This is a genomic window from Agrobacterium deltaense RV3 (assembly GCF_900013505.1).
Classification (GTDB): Bacteria; Pseudomonadota; Alphaproteobacteria; order Rhizobiales; family Rhizobiaceae; genus Agrobacterium; species Agrobacterium leguminum.
In genome coordinates, this window is the sequence record NZ_LT009745.1 from 361,348 (window position 1) to 381,307 (window position 19,960).

General features: G+C 59.6%; 17 protein-coding genes, 1 tRNA gene and 1 riboswitch. Of the genes, 14 read left to right on the top strand and 4 right to left on the bottom strand.

Annotated elements, in window-relative coordinates:
- The first annotated feature begins 139 nt into the window (after positions 1-139).
- Positions 140-1,285, top strand: coding sequence for a hypothetical protein (locus AGR7B_RS01845; protein WP_080855889.1), 1,146 nt, complete (start codon positions 140-142; stop codon positions 1,283-1,285).
- A 49-nt stretch (positions 1,286-1,334) separates the two neighbouring features.
- Here AGR7B_RS01845 and ppk2 read toward each other — a convergent pair whose 3' ends face one another.
- Positions 1,335-2,216: a polyphosphate kinase 2 gene (gene ppk2, locus AGR7B_RS01850; protein WP_080855890.1), complete on the bottom strand. Its 882-nt coding sequence runs from the start codon at positions 2,214-2,216 to the stop codon at positions 1,335-1,337.
- A gap of 233 nt (positions 2,217-2,449) precedes the next feature.
- Between ppk2 and phoR the strand changes: the two genes are divergently transcribed.
- From phoR to phoB, 7 genes are all read left to right on the top strand, one after another.
- The gene (phoR, locus tag AGR7B_RS01855; RefSeq protein WP_080855891.1) at positions 2,450-3,721 is read left to right on the top strand and encodes a phosphate regulon sensor histidine kinase PhoR; all 1,272 of its coding nucleotides are present in this window, start codon (positions 2,450-2,452) and stop codon (positions 3,719-3,721) included.
- Positions 3,722-3,916: 195 nt separating this feature from the next.
- Positions 3,917-4,951, top strand: a complete 1,035-nt coding sequence (locus tag AGR7B_RS01860) for a substrate-binding domain-containing protein (protein ID WP_065654533.1) — start codon at positions 3,917-3,919, stop codon at positions 4,949-4,951.
- Positions 4,952-5,214: 263 nt separating this feature from the next.
- Positions 5,215-6,699 carry a phosphate ABC transporter permease subunit PstC gene (pstC, locus tag AGR7B_RS01865; RefSeq protein ID WP_080855892.1) on the top strand — a complete coding sequence of 495 codons (1,485 nt, stop codon included), beginning with the start codon at positions 5,215-5,217 and terminating at the stop codon, positions 6,697-6,699.
- Positions 6,696-8,018, top strand: coding sequence for a phosphate ABC transporter permease PstA (gene pstA / locus AGR7B_RS01870; RefSeq protein ID WP_003519987.1), 1,323 nt, complete (start codon positions 6,696-6,698; stop codon positions 8,016-8,018). The genes pstC and pstA overlap by 4 nt, the downstream gene beginning before the upstream one ends.
- A 14-nt stretch (positions 8,019-8,032) precedes the next feature.
- Positions 8,033-8,848 (top strand): phosphate ABC transporter ATP-binding protein PstB, encoded by an 816-nt coding sequence (gene pstB / locus AGR7B_RS01875; RefSeq protein WP_003519986.1) that lies wholly within the window; start codon positions 8,033-8,035, stop codon positions 8,846-8,848.
- 96 nt (positions 8,849-8,944) lie between these two features.
- Entirely contained in the window at positions 8,945-9,670 is a 726-nt protein-coding gene (gene phoU / locus AGR7B_RS01880; RefSeq protein WP_065654531.1) for a phosphate signaling complex protein PhoU, read from the top strand.
- Positions 9,671-9,700: 30 nt separating this feature from the next.
- On the top strand, positions 9,701-10,384 hold the full coding sequence (gene phoB, locus AGR7B_RS01885) for a phosphate regulon transcriptional regulator PhoB (RefSeq protein WP_003493692.1): 684 nt from the start codon (positions 9,701-9,703) through the stop codon (positions 10,382-10,384).
- A 379-nt stretch (positions 10,385-10,763) separates the two neighbouring features.
- On the opposite strand, the gene AGR7B_RS01890 is transcribed toward phoB, so the two are convergent.
- Positions 10,764-11,297 carry a GcrA family cell cycle regulator gene (locus tag AGR7B_RS01890; RefSeq protein WP_080855893.1) on the bottom strand — a complete coding sequence of 178 codons (534 nt, stop codon included), beginning with the start codon at positions 11,295-11,297 and terminating at the stop codon, positions 10,764-10,766.
- A gap of 431 nt (positions 11,298-11,728) precedes the next feature.
- On the opposite strand from AGR7B_RS01890, the gene AGR7B_RS01900 reads away from it, so the two are divergent.
- The 3 genes from AGR7B_RS01900 to AGR7B_RS01910 all read left to right on the top strand — a co-directional run bounded on the left by AGR7B_RS01900 (position 11,729) and on the right by AGR7B_RS01910 (position 15,135).
- Positions 11,729-12,928, top strand: coding sequence for an aspartate aminotransferase family protein (locus AGR7B_RS01900; protein ID WP_035265073.1), 1,200 nt, complete (start codon positions 11,729-11,731; stop codon positions 12,926-12,928).
- A gap of 57 nt (positions 12,929-12,985) precedes the next feature.
- Positions 12,986-13,903, top strand: coding sequence for an ornithine carbamoyltransferase (gene argF, locus AGR7B_RS01905; RefSeq protein ID WP_003519982.1), 918 nt, complete (start codon positions 12,986-12,988; stop codon positions 13,901-13,903).
- Between the two features lie 242 nt (positions 13,904-14,145).
- Positions 14,146-15,135 carry an Hsp33 family molecular chaperone gene (locus tag AGR7B_RS01910; RefSeq protein WP_065654528.1) on the top strand — a complete coding sequence of 330 codons (990 nt, stop codon included), beginning with the start codon at positions 14,146-14,148 and terminating at the stop codon, positions 15,133-15,135.
- A 49-nt stretch (positions 15,136-15,184) separates the two neighbouring features.
- Here AGR7B_RS01910 and apaG read toward each other — a convergent pair whose 3' ends face one another.
- The gene (apaG, locus tag AGR7B_RS01915) at positions 15,185-15,577 is read right to left on the bottom strand and encodes a Co2+/Mg2+ efflux facilitator ApaG/CorD (RefSeq protein WP_003503545.1); all 393 of its coding nucleotides are present in this window, start codon (positions 15,575-15,577) and stop codon (positions 15,185-15,187) included.
- Between the two features lie 233 nt (positions 15,578-15,810).
- Entirely contained in the window at positions 15,811-16,995 is a 1,185-nt protein-coding gene (locus tag AGR7B_RS01920) for an O-succinylhomoserine sulfhydrylase (RefSeq protein WP_078051292.1), read from the bottom strand.
- 43 nt (positions 16,996-17,038) lie between these two features.
- A riboswitch (SAM riboswitch) is annotated at positions 17,039-17,117 on the bottom strand.
- A 73-nt stretch (positions 17,118-17,190) separates the two neighbouring features.
- On the opposite strand from AGR7B_RS01920, the gene AGR7B_RS01925 reads away from it, so the two are divergent.
- From AGR7B_RS01925 to AGR7B_RS01935, 3 genes are all read left to right on the top strand, one after another.
- Positions 17,191-18,288 (top strand): 2'-deoxycytidine 5'-triphosphate deaminase, encoded by a 1,098-nt coding sequence (locus AGR7B_RS01925; protein WP_080856951.1) that lies wholly within the window; start codon positions 17,191-17,193, stop codon positions 18,286-18,288.
- Positions 18,289-18,344: 56 nt separating this feature from the next.
- Positions 18,345-18,418 (top strand) — tRNA-Gly (locus AGR7B_RS01930).
- A gap of 163 nt (positions 18,419-18,581) precedes the next feature.
- Entirely contained in the window at positions 18,582-19,814 is a 1,233-nt protein-coding gene (locus AGR7B_RS01935; RefSeq protein WP_080855895.1) for a tyrosine-type recombinase/integrase, read from the top strand.
- The last annotated feature ends 146 nt before the right edge of the window (positions 19,815-19,960 follow it).

The window sequence follows — 19,960 nt, forward strand, 5'->3', positions numbered from 1 at the left end:
TGAATTGATTTTCCCCAAGGCAATCCGGTCTTTATCACAAACGATGCTTGCGGAGGGGCGGTATAGCCGTTACCGAATCGTGAACCCATGGCGCAGCGCCGCATATTTTTTGCAAAGCGCAATAGAACAAGGATCGGTCGTGAGCGGACTGGAAACGGCAATCAGAAATGCTCTGGAAAAATCGGACAGATCGAACGCCGAAGTTCGTGCACGGATTTACCAATCCTCCCGTCAGGCACTGGAAGCGGGCCTGCGCAAGCAGGGCATAGACGATCCGCAGGTTGTCTCCCAGCAGCGCCAGCGGCTTGAAGGCCTGATCCACCAGATCGAGAATGAAGAGCGCAACCGGCTTCTGGACAGGGTGGAGCAGCAATTGCGCCCGCCCGCACCGGAAAGTCCGGCGCCGGACGATCACTCGGTCGATCCCGTTTCGCAGCCGTCCGATCACGGCGATATGGGTGTTGAGCCGGAACTGCGTGGCGAAACACGCGATGTCCGGCCGGGCGCCGCCGCTGCTGCGGAGCCGCTGAGTGCGGGGCAGCGCAATGGCAAGCCGCCGAAGAGAGGCTCCCGCGCGGGCGATTCTTCGCTTGCCTTCCGGCCGGAAGGCGCGGTTGGCCGCCGCAAGCGCCGGGGGCTGTTCGCCCGGCTTTTCATTTATGTGACTCTTCTGGCCTTTATCGGTTTCGGCGCCTGGTGGGTCTATTCCTCAGGCCTCCTGCTCTCGCCGGAGCAGCGCGATACCAGCGTGCCCAATCCGCCGGCGCAGGTGCAGGCGGAGGATTTCAACGGGACGGAGCCCGCGCCGAGCCTTTCCGCCGGTCGTGGTTTTTCCGATGACTGGGTGGAAGTCTTCAATGCGGAGCGTGGCAGTTCCGGTGTTTCGGCTGGTCCACGCGCCAATGTCGAAAACATTGCCACACCCGCCGGCAAGGCTATAAAGGTAACCTCGAGAAGTGTCTCGCAGGATGGCGCCGTCAGCGTCGAGGTTCCGGTGGAGGTGATGCGGGATATGGCGGGCAAGTCCTCGACCATTTCGATCACGCTGCAATCCTCCAGCGACCGTCAGACCCAGGTGTCCGTCGCCTGCGATTTCGCGACATTGGGCGATTGCTCCCGCCACCGCTTCACCGCCACGGCCGAGCGCGCGGACATGCTGCTGAACACGACATTCGAACGATCTCTCGCCCCCAATGCGCCGGGCAGGATCTTCATCAACAGCGACATCGATGGCAGCGGCCGCCCGGTCAATCTTTATTCCGTGCGCATTCTGCCGGGCCAGTAAGGGAAAGACAGGCGTCTCGAATGGAGGCGCCTGTCAGCGTCTTCCGGTCCTATTTGAGAAAATCCGGCCCAGATCCCAAAATCTTGTCGTCGATTTCGCCGATTGCCTTTTTGTCCTTGCCCTCATAGTCGAGCGCAAGGAGAATGTGACGGATGAGGTTTACCCGCGCGCGGCGCTTGTCGTTGGCGCGCACCACCGTCCAGGGGGCGGCATCGGTGTGGGTCTTTTCCAGCATTTCGTCGCGCTTTTGCGTGTAGTCGTCCCATTTCGTCAGCGCCGCTATGTCCATATCCGAAAGCTTCCAGCATTTCAGCGGGCTGTGGCGACGGTCATGGAAGCGTTCGATCTGCGTTTCGCGGCCGATGTCGAGCCAGAACTTGAACAGATGAACGTCCTCATGGACCAGCATCTTTTCCAGGCGCGGCGTTTCCTTGAGGAAACGCTTATGTTCCTCCGGCGTGCAGAAACCCATGACCGGCTCTACGCCTGCGCGGTTATACCACGAGCGGTCGAAGAGAACGAATTCGCCGGCGGTCGGAAAATGCGAGATATAGCGCTGGAAATACCATTGGCCGCGTTCGGTTTCCGTCGGTTTGGTCAGCGCCACCACGCGGGCATAGCGGGGGTTGAGATAGGCCCGGGTCGCGAAGATCGCGCCGCCCTTGCCCGCCGCATCGCGGCCCTCGAAAACCGCCATGACCCTTTTGCCGGTGGCCTGCAGCCAGAACTGCACCTTGACCAGCTCCACCTGCAGCGCCTCGAGGGTGCTGTCGTAGTCCTCCCGCTTCATCTTCTTGTCGTAGGGAAAATCGCCGGCGGAAAGTTTCTTTTCCTCAACCCAGTCAGGAAGAACCGGATCGTCGATGTCGAAGCTGCGCAGTTTGCCGCCTATGGTGATATCGACCGTCCGCTTCTTCGTTTCTTCGCCCATGGTTTCCTCCGGCTGTTGTTGTGTAAAGGCAACTCGACGCCAATGAGTTCACATCCATTGCCAGAATTCAAGTGAAACAGGAGCGCTTGACCGGGGTGCTGCGGCGGCAGCGATTGCGGCGTCGATTTCGCACATATACGTTGTGGAAAATGCGCGATGATGAATCTCTGTCATGAAACTGGCCTATGAGATTTCGATGCGCTGTCAGATGAAAGTGGAAAGAGCAGGCTGAAATGGCAGTCATGGAAGGCGATGGTGGGTTAAGGCGTTTGGGAAGGAAGCTCGGTCGAAACTGGTTGCCCGTTCTCATCGTCAGCATGCTCGCCATCGTGGCCGTTGCCGAGCTCAACACGCCCTATATGCCCGCCGCCCTGTGGCTTTGCGCCGTCATTGCCATCCTCGCCGCCCGGGAGGGGCCGGCGGCGGCTCCCCCAAAAGACGGGAGCCCGGCTGAGGAGGCAGATGAGCAAGAAGTGCCCGGCGAAAGCGTCATTTCCGGCGTAAGGGCGGGCCTCGCGGTTCTGGATACCCCCGTTTTCATTCTCGACAGGAACGCCAGCGTGCTGTTTCAGAACGGCGCGGCCGAGCGCGCCTTCGGCCAGTTGCCCGCCGGGGCGCATATTTCCGCCCGGCTGCGCTCTCCCGGCCTCCTGGATGTCATTCGCGAAACCATCACCACCGGCCAGCCTAACCAGGTCGAACATTCGGAGCGCTTCCCTTCCGAACGGGTCTTCATCGTTCGTATCGCCCGTGCGGATGCGGGAGAGGGGGCAGGCCCGCCATTCTATATCCTGTCGTTCCGCGACGTCTCGGAGCTTCGCCGCATCGACCGCATGCGCAGCGACTTCGTCGCCAATGCCAGCCATGAATTGCGCACACCGCTCGCCTCGCTGCGCGGTTTCATCGAAACCATGCAGGGGCCGGCGCGCAACGACCCGAAGGCGCAGGAACGTTTCCTTGCCATCATGCTGGATCAGGCAACCCGCATGAGCAGGCTGGTGGACGATCTCATGTCGCTGTCGCGGCTGGAATTGCGGGCCAACATCGCGCCCGACCAGAAGGTCGATCTCGTTCCCGTCATCGGCCATGTGCGCGATACCCTGCTGCCGCTTGCCGACGAGCTGGATGTGACCATCACGCTGCACTTGCCCGACCGGCCGGCAGAGGTGCAGGGAGACCGCGACGAGCTGGTGCAGGTATTCCAGAACCTCGTTGAAAATGCTTGCAAATACGGCCAGGAAGGCAAGGTCGTGGATGTCTGGCTGCGGGCCGAACCCGGCAAGCCGGTGGAGGTGAGCGTTATCGACAAGGGGCCCGGTATTCCCGCCGAACATGTGCCGCGTCTGACGGAGCGTTTTTATCGCGTCAGCGTCGCCGACAGCCGCTCGAAAAAGGGCACGGGTCTCGGACTTGCCATCGTCAAGCACATCCTCACCCGCCACCGCGCCCGCCTCATCATTAAATCGGAATTGGGCAGCGGCACGGACTTCACTGTGAGATTCTGACATAAAATATGTATCTGCTTTTAATGTCGCGCATATTTATAAATAAAATCAATAGGTTAGATTGTCACAAATCTTTCGTCAAAGTGACATAAAAGGATGGGGCTACGGTGGTTAAGAAAAGGTCGCCGAGCGCAAGCTAAGAGCGAGTGTCGCTATCGGCTGCGTCCACAACAAAGCCCACGACGGGAGAGACAAATGAACATCGTTAAATTTTCCGCAGCAGCTCTGGTGGCTTCTGTCGCCTTCGCTGGCGCCGCCGCTGCTCGCGACCAGATCCAGGTTGCCGGTTCCTCCACAGTTCTGCCTTACGCCAAGATCGTTGCCGAGACCTTTGCCGAAACCTTCCCGAACTTCAAGGCTCCCGTTGTTGAGTCCGGCGGCACGGGCGGCGGTCTGAAGGCTTTCTGCTCGGGCGTCGGCGAAGGCACCATCGACATTGCCAACGCTTCGCGCAAGATCAAGAGCGACGAACTGGCCGCCTGTAAGGCTGCTGGCGTTGCCGACGTTCAGGAAGTGAAGATCGGTTACGACGGTATCGTCTTCGCAATGGACTCTTCCAACAAGGACATCAAGCTCGAGCCGAAGGATCTGTACCTTGCGCTCGCCGCTGAAGTCGTCAAGGACGGCAAGCTCGTTGCCAACCCTTACAAGAAATGGTCGGAAATCAACAAGGAACTGCCTGATGTAGCAATCGCTGCTTACATCCCGGGTTCCAAGCACGGCACGCGCGAAGTCTTCGAAGAGAAGATCATGGCTGACGGCTGCAAGGAAGCCAAGGCGACCGACGTCATCAAGACGCTCATCACCGACGCCAAGCAGGCTGCTGCCAAGTGCGTTGCAGTCCGTAAGGACGGCGCGGCAGTCGACATCGACGGCGACTACACCGAAACGCTTGCTCGCATCGATGCCAACAAGACCGGCCTCGGCGTTTTCGGCCTCGCTTTCTATGAAAACAACGCTGACCGTCTGAAGGTCGCGACCGTTTCGGGCGTCGTTCCGTCCACCGAAACCGTCGCCAGCGGCAAGTACCCGGTTTCCCGCCCGCTGTTCTTCTACGTGAAGAAGGCTCACCTGGGCGTTATCCCGGGCCTTAAGGAATATGTCGAGTTCTTCGTTTCCGACGAAATGATCGGCCCGGATTCCCCGCTCGCCAACTACGGCCTGGTTGCTGCTCCGGACGCAGAGCGCGAAGAAATCCGCTCGAAGTTCTCGGCCGGCTCCACGATGTAATGAAGAAAGAGGGGTGCGGCTTTGCCGTGCCCCTCATTCGGCTTCGCTTGGGCCGTCGTCCGCGGTTGACAGTTCCTACTCATCGCCATCCACATGATTGTCGATGGATTACAGATGGATAGGATGTATCAACCTTGACGCTTGCCAGACTATGATACAGTCAGGCGGCAGGCATCATGGGATGGTCCAGCGGTCTCGTTTTGATGACTTTTTGATTTGCCCGATATCGCACCGTGCTCTTGAGGCACGCCGAGGGAACTCTAATGAACACATCGATCCTTTTGCTGGTACTGGCGCTCATCGGCATCGGCAGCTATCTGCTCGGCAGCCGCCGTGCCGTTGCCCTGTCTGGTGGTCGCCCCTCCAGCATGCATTCCCGTGCCGGTTATCACGGTTCCTACGCGGTCGTCTGGGCGGTGCTGCCCGCGGCGTTCATTCTCTGTGCCTGGCTCATTGTCAGCCCATTGCTCGTCACCTCGGCGGTGCGCGGTAGTTTCCCCGAGGATGTCCGGGCGCAATCCGAAGCGCAGCAGAGCCTGACCTACGGTATGGTGACCTCCATCGCCCGTGGCCTGCAGCGGCTGACGCCGGAGGAAACCGCGCAGGTCGAGGCCGATACGGCTGCGGTCCGGCCGCTTCTGGCGTCGAAGGGTGTTGCAATCGCCGGCGATCCCGAACGCTTCATGGTCGATGCCGCCCACACGCTCAACAGCATGACCTCCACCAGCCGTATCGCGATGATCGCCGTTGTGCTACTGGCCGCGCTCGGCGGCGGCGCCTATGCGCTGCGTGCAATCGCGCCGCGTTTCCGGGCGCGCAACCAGGTCGAGAAAGTCATTCTCGCGGCCCTGCTGGTCGCCTCGTCCATCGCCATCCTCACGACCATCGGCATCGTCCTTTCGATGCTGACGGAGGCGATCCAGTTCTTCACCATGGTCCCTGCGCACCAGTTCTTCTTCGGAACGGTCTGGGATCCGCGTTTTGCGGCGGCAGGCGCCACCGATTCCTCCGGCCAGTTCGGCCTGATCCCGCTGCTCGCCGGCACGCTTTATATCGGCTTCGTCGCCATGCTGGTTGCGGTTCCGGTCGGTCTCTTCTCGGCGATCTACATGGCGGAATATGCCTCGCCGCGCTTCCGCTCCATGGCAAAGCCGCTGCTTGAAGTGCTCGCCGGCATTCCCACCATCGTCTACGGCTTCTTCGCGCTCACGACGGTCGGTCCTTTCCTCAGAGACATTTCCACGCAGATCAACGGTCTGGCGACGGGCAACTACGCCAACTTCATCCAGGCGCAGAGCGTCATCACCGCCGGCTTCGTCATGGGCATCATGCTGATCCCCTATGTGTCGTCGCTGTCGGACGATATCATCACCGCCGTGCCGCGCTCGCTGCGTGACGGTTCGCTCGGTCTTGGCGCCACGCGTTCCGAGACGATCAAGAGGGTCATTATTCCGGCCGCTCTTCCCGGCATCGTCGGCGCCGTGCTGATGACGGCTTCGCGCGCCATCGGCGAAACCATGATCGTGGTTCTTGCGGCCGGTGTTGCTGCCCGCCTGCAGCTCAATCCCTTCGAGCCCATGACCACGGTGACGGTCAAGATCGTCAGCCAGCTTACCGGCGACCTTGAATTTACCTCGCCGCAGACGCTGGTTGCCTTTGCGCTCGGCATCACGCTTTTCGCCATCACGCTTTGCCTGAATATCTACGCGCTTTACATCGTGCGCAAATACCGGGAGCAATATGAATGACCGACATCGTCTCTCCCGCAGCCGGCGCGAGCGCCGTCAACAAGGCCACGCGCCGTGATATCGGCATCAAGCGCCGTTATGCCGCCGAACGCCGCTTCCGTGCCTACGGCATGGCAGCGATTTCCTTCGGCCTCATCTTTCTCTTCCTGCTGCTTTTCTCGGTGGTTTCCAAGGGTTACACCGCTTTCCAGCAGACGATGATCACCGTTCCGGTCGAGTTTTCCGAACAGATCATCGATCCGAAAAATGAGCGGGCCACCAATCCCACAAAGCTGATGACGGCCAATTATCCCGTCATCGCCCGCGATGCTGTCGCCAAGGTCCTTGGCGTTGCGCCGACGGACCGCGCCGGTCTTCGCGCCGTCAACCTCTTGATCTCCGACAGCGTGCGCACGCAGCTTCGCGATATCGTCGTCGCCGATCCCGCCGTCATCGGCACCACGCGCACCGTCACGCTGCTGGCGTCGGGCGACGTCGACAGCGCCTTCAAGGGCCAGGTCGACCTGACGGCGGATGAAGCCAATCGCCGTATCTCGAACCAGCAGCTCGGCTGGATGAACCAGCTCGCCGAAAGCGGCCAGCTCGGCAAACATTTCAACACCGGCATCTTCGTCAACGGCGCGTCGAGCCGTCCGGAAGCGGCGGGTGTCGGTGTGGCGCTGATCGGCTCCTTCTACATGATGCTGATCGTGCTGGTGCTGTCATTGCCGATTGGCGTTGCGGCCTCCATCTATCTCGAGGAATTCGCCCCGAAGAACCGTCTGACGGATCTTATCGAGGTGAATATCAACAATCTCGCGGCCGTTCCTTCGATTGTTTATGGTCTGCTCGGCCTCTCGGTCTTCATCAACTTCATGGGCTTTCCGCGCTCGGCCTCGCTGGTCGGCGGCCTCGTCCTGACGCTGATGACCCTGCCGACGATCATCATCGCGACGCGCGCTGCCCTGAAAGCCGTGCCGCCGTCTATCCGCGCCGCAGCCCTCGGCCTCGGCGCTTCCAAGATGCAGACGATCTTCCACCATGTGCTGCCGCTCGCCATGCCCGGCATTCTGACCGGCACCATCATCGGTCTCGCCCACGCGCTGGGCGAAACGGCGCCGCTGCTCCTGATCGGCATGGTGGCATTCGTTGCGAATTACCCGACAACGCCGATGGATCCGTCCACGGCCCTGCCGGTGCAGATTTACATGTGGGCGAACGAAGCCGAGCGCGCCTTTGTCGAAAGGACATCCGGCGCTATCATCATCCTGCTTCTGTTCCTCATCGTCATGAATGTTGGCGCAATCCTGTTGCGTCGCCGCTTCGAACGGCGCTGGTAGAGGGAGCTTGAGCAATGAACATGTTGTCGGAAGCAGCAGTTGAAAAGGCGCTGGACAAAAAAATGAATGAAGTCTCATACAAGATGATCGGCAAGGACGTTTCGGTTTATTACGGCGAAAAGCGCGCGCTTTACGACGTGAACCTCAACGTTCGGGAAAATACGGTGACCGCGCTTATCGGCCCGTCCGGCTGCGGCAAATCCACCTTCCTGCGTACCCTGAACCGTATGAACGACACGATCGACGGTTGCCGGGTCACCGGCAAGATCACGCTCGACACCGACGATATCTACGATCAGGCGATTGACGTCGTGGAATTGCGCGCCCGCGTCGGCATGGTGTTCCAGAAGCCGAACCCCTTCCCGAAGTCGATCTACGAAAACATTTCCTACGGTCCGCGCATCCATGGTCTCGCCCGCAATAAGGCGGATATGGACCAGATCGTCGAGCAGAGCCTGCAGAAGGCGGGTCTCTGGAACGAGGTTAAGGATCGTCTGCACGAATCCGGCACCGGTCTCTCCGGCGGTCAGCAGCAGCGTCTGTGCATCGCACGCGCAGTTGCCGTCAGCCCGGAAGTGATCCTGATGGACGAGCCCTGCTCGGCTCTCGACCCGATCGCGACCGCAAAGGTCGAAGAATTGATCCACGAGCTGCGCACCAATTACACCATCGTCATCGTCACGCACTCCATGCAGCAGGCGGCGCGTGTTTCCCAGCGCACGGCCATGTTCCATCTTGGTCATCTTGTCGAGGAAAACGAAACCGACAAGATGTTCACCAATCCGGACGACCAGCGCACGCAGGATTACATCATGGGCCGCTTCGGCTGATCCCGGTCGGCGCTTTATCGAAACCGAACAAGACTGGTGCTTCTGCCGTGCCCGCTTCCGGGTACGCGCATGCAGGCCAAGCCGGAGGACTAGACCATGACACAGACAACGACCCATTCGCATATTCTGTCGGCCTATGACGACGAACTGAAATTCCTTACGCGTCGTATCGCCGAAATGGGCGGTCTTGCGGAGCAGATGTGCGCCGACGCCGTGCGCGCGCTCGTCAATTCCGATGCCGCGCTCGCCCAGAAGGTCATTTCCGACGATGCGATCCTCGACCACGCCGAGCGCGAGATCGGCGACAAGGCCATCGTCACCATCGCCAAACGCCAGCCGATGGCGGCAGACCTTCGCGAGATCATCGGCACCCTGCGTATTGCAGCTGACCTTGAACGCGTCGGCGACCTTGGCAAAAACACAGCCAAGCGCGTCATCGCGGTTGCCGGCACCGGCGTGCCGCGCAAGCTCGCCCGTGGCATCGAACACCTGTCGGAACTGGCGCTGGTGCAGCTCAAGGAAGTGCTGGACGTCTATTCCACGCGTTCCGCCGAGAAGGCCAATGCCATTCGCGAGCGCGACGAAGAAATCGACGCCATGTACACGTCGCTCTTCCGTGAGCTTCTGACCTACATGATGGAAGATCCGCGCAACATCACCACCTGCACGCATCTTCTGTTCTGCGCCAAGAACATCGAGCGTATCGGCGACCACGCCACCAATATCGCCGAGACGATCTATTACATGACCACCGGCAGCCAGCCGGAAGGCGAGCGTCCGAAGGACGACAGTTCCAACACGCTCGGTTCGGTGACCGAGTAACAGACAGGCAGCGGCTTGCGGAGTTAGTATATGGTGCCCAAGATTGCAGTTGTGGAAGATGAGGAAGCGCTGAGCGTCCTGCTTCGTTACAATCTCGAGGCTGAGGGGTATGACGTCGACACGATACCCCGTGGAGACGAGGCAGAAATCAGGCTGCAGGAACGTATTCCGGACCTCCTTATCCTGGATTGGATGCTTCCCGGCGTTTCCGGTATCGAACTGTGCCGTCGGCTCAGGATGCGGCCGGAAACCGAGCGCCTGCCCATCATCATGCTGACGGCGCGCGGCGAGGAAAGCGAAAGGGTTCGCGGCCTCGCCACCGGCGCCGACGATTATGTCGTCAAGCCGTTCTCGACACCGGAACTCATGGCCCGCGTCAAGGCGATGCTGCGCCGCGCCCGCCCGGAGGTTCTGTCTTCGGTGCTGAAATGCGGCGATATCGAACTGGATCGCGAGACCCATCGCGTTCACCGCAAGAGCCGCGAAGTGCGCCTCGGCCCGACGGAATTCCGCCTGCTGGAATTCCTGATGACCTCTCCCGGCCGGGTGTTTTCCCGCTCGCAATTGCTGGATGGCGTCTGGGGTCACGATATCTATGTGGATGAACGTACCGTCGACGTGCATGTCGGACGTCTGCGCAAGGCGCTCAATTTTTCGCATATGCAGGATGTCATCCGCACCGTGCGCGGCGCCGGATATTCAATGGAAGCCTGAAAAACCGAAACCGATGGTTTCACTCGGGATAAATTCCCTAAAAATCAGAAGGCCCGAGACCGGAACGGTGTCGGGCCTTTCGATTTTGAACCTTCCGCACATGCGTATCCTTGTTCTTTTGAGCGATAGAAGGTCTGCTGAAAGCCGGATTGCGCGGTGAAACCTGTCGGGAGGAAGGGCGCGGCACGTCGCCGATAAATTCTGAGCATTTGCCGCAAGGGGCCCATCGCGGTTTTACATCCGGAGAATGCGCAAGAACAGGGATGGGGAGCGCCTCTTAGACAGCGTGCGCTCTGTTCCAGAACCACCTTGGATTTTACCGTAAAAAAACGGGCCCGAAGGCCCGTAGTTTTTGAGTGTCGAATGCGTGCCGCAACACTCAAGCCTTGCGACGCTCGCTTACCGGCTGGTAGGCAAGCTTTGCATGGAACTTGCAATAGGGCGAAGATTCCAGTGCTTCACAACCGCAGAAATGGAAATCATCCTTCAGCGGATCGCCGACCGGCCACTTGCAGGTGCGCTCCGTCAGTTCCGTCAGCGTCAGGCGGCGGGAGATCGGCGTAACGACATTTTTGGAGGGAACGTAATCGAGAACTTCGGCGGTCTCGATATCGATCTCCTCGTGCAGTGCCGTTACCGCGCTCGAGCGGTTCAGGGCGCGTGCAGGTGCTGCGCTGACGCGGGTTGCGAAATTCGTCGCGCGCGGGGCAGGGGCAGCGGTGCGCTTGGGCGCGGAACGCGCCGAGGTAACCGGGCCGCCGGCCTTCACGCGTCCCGGCAGGTTGAGGCGATGGACCTTGCCGATGACGGCATTGCGGCTCACGCCGCCCAGCTGTGCTGCTATCTGGCTGGCGCTAAGCCCCTCGGACCACAATTTCTTGAGTTTTTCGACCCGTTCGTCTGTCCAGTTCATGCCGCTTCTCCGCTCGTCGCGTATAATGTCGGCAGAATCCCTCTCCGCCTCGCGGGCGTGCCGCGAGCGTGGTCTCTGCCTGATTTTTGGTGACTAGTTCCGCCGCAATGCAGTCTAGTAATTAGCGATTAACCTAGTGCCACGCAGACTCCGTGGCAAGAGTCGCGGGAATCATCTCGAATCGATTTTCCGGTTTTCCCCAACTTGCTGGCGAGTTGAGTCTGAAAGGCAACACCTTGGGCCTCGTCCGTCGCTACCTACTAGGGCTTGAGAAGCCCGGGAAACGCGGACTTTTGTTGACATCGGCAGGCGAAGTGACAATAGTGCCCCTGCCGCCGCGAGGCGGCATTTTTGATTTTCAGGCAAGGGATAACCCCGAATGCCTATTGACAACCGTCTGACAGCGCATCCGCGCAAGGAGTGATACAGCCATGGCCGAAGCCGCCGCGCCATTGTTCGATACGTTTGCAAGAGCCCCCCTGCGCTTCGAGCGAGGCGAAGGCGTCTGGCTGTTCACGGAAAGCGGCGAACGATATCTGGATTTTGCGGCCGGCGTCGCGGTCAACTCGCTGGGCCATGCCCATCCGCACCTCGTGGAAGCGATCAAGACCCAGGCCGAGAAGGTCTGGCACGTCTCGAACCTTTATGAAGTGCCGGGCCAGGAAAAGCTTGCAAAGCGCCTGACGGAAGCGACATTCGCAGACAAGGTCTTCTTCACCAATTCCGGCGCGGAAGCGCTTGAATGCGCGATCAAGACCGCGCGCCGTTATCATTATTCCAAGGGGCATCCGGAAAAATTCCGGATTGTCACTTTCGAAGGCGCTTTCCATGGCCGCACGCTGGCGACGATTGCCGCCGGCGGCCAGCAGAAATATCTCGAAGGTTTCGGCCCCAAGGTCGAAGGTTTCGACCAGGTGCCCTTCGGTGACGTCGATGCGCTGAAAGCCGCCATCACGGCCGAGACGGCCGCGCTTCTGATCGAGCCCATTCAGGGTGAGGGCGGCATTCGCGCACCAGCCAAGGAATTCCTGCAGCTGCTGCGGTCGCTCTGCGACGAGCATGGCATGTTGCTGATTTTCGACGAGGTCCAGACCGGCGTTGGCCGTACGGGCAAACTCTTTGCCTATGAGCAGACGGGCGTTGCACCGGATATCATGGCGGTTGCCAAGGGTATCGGCGGCGGTTTCCCGCTCGGCGCCTGCCTTGCGACGGCGGATGCCGCTTCCGGCATGACGGCGGGCGTGCATGGCACCACCTATGGCGGCAACCCGCTGGCCATGGCTGTCGGCAACGCCGTGCTCGATGTCGTCCTCTCCGAGGGCTTTCTGGAAAAGGTTCGTGATGTCGCGCTGGTCTTCCGCCAGGGCCTTGCTTCGCTGAAGGATCGTTATCCTGACGTTATCGAGGAAATCCGTGGCGAAGGCCTGCTTCTCGGCATCAAGGCCAAGGTTCCATCGGGCGAGCTGTTGCAGGCCATGCGCGCCGAGCATCTGCTGGGTGTGCCGGCGGGCGACAACGTCATCCGTCTTCTGCCGCCGCTCGTCACCACGGCGGAAGAGGCCCGCGAGGGTCTGTCACGCGTGGAAGCGGCTGCCGCTTCCCTGACAGCGAAACAGGCAAAAATCGCCTGAGGAAACAATAAAGGGCGGGCTTCTTCCCCGAGGCTCGCGAGCATGGGACAGTTTGAAATGGCTTCACCTAAACATTTTCTTGACCTGTCGGCCGTCAGCTCGCAGGACCTGCGGGCAATTCTCGACGATGCCCGCGCACGCAAGGCGGCCACCAAGGCCGGAACGGCGGAAAAGCCGCTTGCCGGCAAGATGCTGGCTATGATCTTCGAAAAGCCTTCCACCCGCACCCGCGTCTCCTTCGATGTCGGCATGCGCCAGCTCGGGGGCGAGACGCTTTTCCTCTCCGGTACGGAAATGCAGCTCGGTCGCGCCGAAACGATCGGCGATACGGCCAAGGTGCTGTCGCGTTACGTCGACGCCATCATGATCCGCACGACGGATCATTCGCGCCTGCTGGAGCTTGCCGAACACGCGACGGTGCCAGTCATCAACGCCCTGACGGACGACACGCATCCCTGCCAGATCATGGCGGATATCATGACCTTCGAGGAACATCGCGGCCCGGTCAAAGGAAAGACCATTGCCTGGACGGGTGACGGCAATAACGTCCTGCATTCCTTCGTGGAGGGCTCGGCCCGTTTCGGTTACCGCATGACGATGGCCGTGCCGATGGGCTCCGAACCGCATGACAAGTTCCTGAACTGGGCGCGCAACAATGGCGGCGAGATCATGCTGTGCCATGATGCCGACAAGGCCGTTGCGGGTGCGGACTGCGTCGTCACCGATACCTGGGTGTCCATGAACCAGGAACACAAGGCGCGCGGCCACAACATCTTCCAGCCCTATCAGGTCAATGAAGCCCTGATGGCCAAGGCGGAAAAAGACGCGCTGTTCATGCATTGCCTGCCGGCCCATCGCGGTGAGGAAGTGACGGATGCCGTGATCGACGGTCCGCAATCCGTCGTCTTCGACGAGGCGGAAAACCGCCTCCACGCGCAGAAGTCCATCATTGCATGGTGCATGGGCGTCATTTGATGAGCAATCGCCCGGCCTGACACGCGTCACGCCGGGTGCTTGAACTTGACCGCATAGATTACCATCTGTGGGACTTCGAAGAGGCTCGTCGGTTTTGCTGGCGGGCCACATTCACGATTTGCACGTTTTTCCCCGGAAGCGGTTTCTCTTCCCGGGTCTCTGTGCGACAAGCGAAAAAAGCACATTTTAAAAGCCGGACTTTTGGACGGTAGCGGCGCCACGGCTGCGCCAGGGAGTATGACATGGCAGATGTAACGGTTGAACTGGACGATCTCGATTTTGCTGGCGACGACAAGGTTGTGCCCTTTCAGGTCGAAGGTCTGGATGTGCGCGGCCGCGCCGTACAGGTGGGTCCGCTGCTGAATGCCATCCTCGAACGGCATGACTATCCCCCGGCGGTCGCACGTCTGCTGGCGGAAGCGACCGTTCTGACGGCGCTGATCGGCACGTCGCTCAAGTTTTCCGGCAAGCTGACCGTCCAGACCAAGGGTGACGGCCCGGTCGACCTGCTGGTTGCGGATTTCACCGCACCGGAAAGCATGCGCGCTTATGCCCGTTTCGATGAGGAGCGGCTGGCGGAGGCGATTGCGGCCGGGGCGACGTCGCCCGAGCAATTGCTCGGCAACGGCATTCTGGCCTTCACGATCGATCAGGGTGCGGGCATGCAGCCTTATCAGGGTATCGTGCCGCTCGATGGCTCCTCGCTGGAAGATATTGCCGGGGTTTATTTCCGTCAGTCGGAACAGCTTCCCACCCGCGTGCGGCTGGGCGTTGCCGAATTCTTCGACCGTGATGGCGAAGGCAAGCCGCGACATGGTTGGCGTGCGGGCGGCGTTATCGCGCAGTTCCTGCCGCAGGCGCCTGAGCGGCTGCGCATGCGCGACCTGCATGGCGGCGATGGCGATGAAGGCGGTCACGAGGTGCAGGAAGACGATGCCTGGACGGAGGCGGTAACGCTGCTGAACACGGTGGATACCGACGAGCTGACCGATCCGCAGGTCCCGGTGGAACGTCTTCTCTTCCGGCTTTTCCACGAGAGCGGTGTGCGCATCTACGATCCGCAGGCGGTTTTCGACCGTTGCAGTTGCTCGCGGGACAAGATTAAGGGCGTCCTGTCCGGTTTCACTGCTGAGGAGATCGAGGCAAGCGAAGAAGACGGCGCCATTGCCGTGACCTGCGAGTTCTGCTCCACCACCTATCGCTACGATGTCAGCGAATTTGAGAATGCCTGAATGAAAGCCGCGTCCTGAAGGGCGCGGCTTTTTCGTTGCCGGGTGAATGTCAGTTCAGGACCCGCATCAGGCCGGGTGAATCCAGCGAAAAGGCGGGTATGGTGACGTTGAACACCTCGCCATTTTCCGTTTCCATTTCATAATGGCCGAACATCAGGCCGGAAGGTGTGTCCAGCGGGCAGCCGGAAGAATATTCGTAGCTGTCGCCCGGTTTCAGATGCGGCTTCTCACCCACAACGCCCGGCCCATAGACCTCATCCACCTGTCCGTTCTGATCGGTGATGTGCCAATAGCGATTGACGAGGGTAACCGGAATATCGGAATTGTTCGCGATCACGACTTTGTAGCCCCAGACGTAACGATCGTCATCCGGGTCGGATTGTTCCTCGAGATAATACGGATCGACCGTTACCTCGATATCCCTTGTCAGAGCACGATACATACGCGCCACACCTCGATATTATGCCTGCCGCCGCATCCTACACTATAGGCTCTGGCTATCGTCAAGAAAATGAATGACTTGACTGGCAGGAGGCGTCTCCTGTTGCGCTGTTTTCCACCGTTAGGGATAACGGTAAAGGTAAATATTGGTTGCCTGAAGCGGTCTTTTCGCACCGGACAGGCGAACCATGGCCCGACACGCGGTCAGGCCATGGTGCCTTGCGGATTGAATTTTCAGGCCGAAACGGCCGCCAGACCCTTCGCCAGATCCTCCAGCAGATCGTCGGTATCCTCGATGCCGCAGGAAAGGCGCAGGGTGCCGCCGGAAATGCCGAGTTCGGCACGCGCCTCGTCGGTGAGGTTCTTGTGCGTCGTCGTGCCGGGATGGGTGATGAGGCTCTTGGCGTCGCCGAGATTGTTGGAAATCTTCACGATCTCAAGCGCGTTCTGCAGCTTGAAGGCTGCTTCCTTGCCACCCTTCAGCTCGAAAGCCACCAGCGTCGAGCCGCCGGACATCTGCCGCGCGATGATATCGGCCTGCGGGTGATCGGCGCGGCCGGGATAGATGACCTTGGCGACCTTGACGCTGTCGGCGAGAAAATCGGCGATTTTGCCGGCATTGGCCGTCTGCTGTTTGACGCGCAGCGGCAGGGTCTCGATGCCTTTCAGAAGCGTCCAGGCATTGAAAGGCGACATGGCCGGGCCGGTATGGCGGAAATAATCCTGCAGCTCTTCTTCGATCCACTTCTTGTCGGAAAGGATCACGCCGCCAAGGCAGCGGCCCTGGCCATCAATATGTTTGGTGGCCGAATAAACCACGATATGGGCGCCAAGTTCGAGCGGCTTCTGGAAAAGCGGTGTGGCGAAGACGTTGTCGACCACCACCTTGGCGCCGATCTGGTTGGCGAGCTTTGCCACGCCGGCAATATCCACCACTTCAAGCGTCGGATTGGTCGGGCTTTCGAGGAAGAACAGCTTGGTGTTCGGCTGGATCGCCTTTTCCCAGTTGCCGAGATCGCGACCGTCGATCAGCGTGCATTCGATGCCATATTTCGGCGCAAGCGTTTCGACCACCCAGCGGCAGGAGCCGAAGAGGGCGCGGGCTGCAACGATATGGTCGCCGGCGCGCAGCTGGCACATGATGGCGGCGGTGACGGCGGCCATGCCAGAGGCAAGTGCGCGAGCGTCTTCAGCGCCTTCCAGCAGGCACATGCGCTTTTCGAACATGTCGTTGGTCGGGCTCGCATAGCGGGCGTAGATGAACCCATCCGTTTCACCCTTGAAGCGCGCTTCGGCGGCTTCGGAGTTTTCATAGACGAAACCCTGGGTCAGATAGATCGCTTCCGACGTTTCACCATAAGGGGAGCGTAGCGTACCGCCGTGAACGAGCTGGGTTGCCGGGCGCCATTTATTGCTCATGTGATCACCTTCAAAACAAAAAAACCGGCCGCAAAAGCAGACCGGTTCCTAGCACCCGGTCTTTTTAGCCACTTGTTTAACGTGGCTGCAAGCCGACCGGCCAAATCACCACGGGATAAGCTTGCCATACTGCCGTTACCGGCTTGCGTCAATGCTTTCCTTTTGGTTTTGTCGCCGTAAAAAGGAATGATGACCATGACCAGAACCACGGGCATTTTGGCGGATGGCGCAATCAAGGCGCTGTTTGCGGGCGGCAAGCTGAAGAGCGAGGCCGATCTCGATGCTGATCAGGTGCAGCCCGCCAGCCTCGATCTCAGGCTCGGCTCGAAGGCCTATCGCGTGCGCGCCAGCTTCATGCCCGGCCCCGGAAACCGCGTCATCGACAAGCTCAATCGTCTCAGCCTGCACGAGATCGACCTTACCCAGGGCGCGGTGCTGGAAACCGGTTGTGTCTATATCGTTCCCTTGATGGAAAGCCTTGCGCTGCCCGCGGACATGTCGGCCTCGGCCAATCCGAAAAGCTCGACCGGCCGTCTCGATATCTTCACCCGCGTCATGACTGACAGTGCGCAGGAATTCGACAAGATACCGGCCGGTTATGCCGGCCCGCTCTATCTGGAAATCAGCCCGCGCACCTTCCCGATCGTGGTGCGACGCGGCTCGCGCCTGTCGCAGATCCGCTTCCGCATCGGCCATTCGCTGCTCAACGAAAGTGAACTGCTGAAGCTGCATGAGACGGAAACGCTGGTTGCCAGCGACACGCCCAACGTGACCGGCGGCGGCATTGCGCTCTCGATCGACCTCAAGGGTTTCGGCGAAAACGGGTTGATCGGTTATCGCGGCAAACATCACACAGCCGTGGTGGATGTCGACAAGAAGGCCCAGCACGACGTTCTCGATTTCTGGGAGCCGCTCTACGCCCGTGGCCGCGCCGAACTGATCCTCGACCCGGATGAATTCTATATTCTCGTCTCGCGCGAAGCCGTGCACGTTCCACCGCTCTATGCGGCCGAAATGACACCCTTCGATCCATTGGTGGGCGAATTCCGCGTGCACTACGCCGGCTTCTTCGATCCCGGCTTCGGCCATGCGCAGGCCGGCGGCACCGGCAGCCGCGCCGTGCTGGAAGTGCGCAGCCACGAGGTTCCCTTCATCCTCGAACATGGCCAGATCGTCGGCCGGCTGGTTTACGAGCACATGCTGCAGAAACCGGAAGGCCTCTATGGCTCCGGCCTCGGCTCCAATTATCAGGCGCAGGGGCTGAAGCTCTCCAAGCATTTTCGAGCCGAATAACGACCCCGGCGGGTGCTTGACACCCGCTGCGAACTATCCGATGTCTTATGCGCGGTGCGGGTGTAGCTCAATGGTAGAGCAGCAGCTTCCCAAGCTGAATACGAGGGTTCGATTCCCTTCACCCGCTCCAGCGACCTTTCCAACAAGATCAACGACGTCCAACAAGCCCTGATTTTACAGCGTTTGTGCCTCGCGCGCGCGTAAGGTCGTGCAACGGTATGCAGTGACATCCAGCAATTTTGTCGGTAAAAATTACGGTATTCGTCATCGTGGTGGAAAGCCGATACCGTAAAATGGCACTGACAGACATTCAGGTTAAGAACGCCAAAGCAGACAGCAAACCGCGCAAGCTGTCTGATGAGAAGGGGCTTTACCTCTACATCTCGGTTGCCGGGGGCAAGTCCTGGCGGTTCGACTATGATTTTTTCGGAAAGCGAAAAACTCTCACAATCGGGGCGTACCCAACGGTTGGGCTGGCGGATGCCCGTCGATTGCGCGACGAGGCCAAGAAGAAGCTGGCCGAAGGTTTGGACCCGTCGCTGGCCAAAAAACGCGATCAGTTTGCCGCCAAAGCCGCTGCCGGGAATACCTTCGGTGTCATTGCGGATGAATTCATTGAGAAGCTGAAACGCGACAAGCGTGCAGAGCCGACCATCACGAAGAATAAATGGATGTTAAAGGATCTCGCCGAAAAGCTGGGGCCTTACCCGGTCACCCAGATTACCGCGCGTGATGTCCTTGCGGTGTTGACTGCCATCGAAAAGAGCGGCCGCGTGGAAAGTGCGCTGGCCACGCGTGCTGCCATTGGTCGTGTGTTTCGATATGCCATCGCAACGGCAAGGGCCGAGAACGATCCGACGTCGGCACTACGTGGGGCTCTCCAACGCCATGTGCCGGTCAACCATGCTGCATTAACGACGAAAGCAGAGATGGGCGGCTTGATGCGAGCTATTTACGGCTACGAGGGCTGGCCGTCGTTGGTTGCTGCCTTGAAAATCCAGGCCTTGTGTTTTGCCCGTCCCGGTGAAACGCGTTCGATGGAGTGGACAGAACTCGATTTTGACAACTCTGTATGGACCATACCTGCAGAGAAAACCAAGATGCGCCGGGAGCACCATGTGCCGCTTTCCAAGCAGGCGCTTGAAGTCCTGAGGGAGATGAAGGCAGTTTTTGGCGATAAATCATATGTCTTCCCCTCAATGATGTCTGGTAAGAAAACTCTATCGGAAAACTCCATGAACTCCGCTTTGAGACGTATGGGCGTAACCCATGCCCAGCATACGGCCCATGGGTTTCGTTCATCTGCAAGCAGCATTTTGAACGAGTCGGGACAATTCAACATCGATGCGATTGAGGCTCAACTTGCGCATCTCGACACGCGGGCAGTTCGGCGCATCTATAACCGTGCAACCTACTGGGACGAGCGAGTAAGGATGATGCAGTGGTGGGCCGACTTGCTGGATGAATGGCGTGCTTGCCTAATCGGCCCATTAGGCCCATCAAATTCAACGCTCAAGGTTACGTAACGGCATTTGTCTCGCGTGACCCGAGATTTCTTTATGGGAAACACTTTTGTGTGCTTTGGCTTTCATGCACAATCAATGTCCTGACACGCCAACGCGAGGCTCCCATTTTTTGTAATCAACCGCTATAGGTATCGAATCTTGGTAGA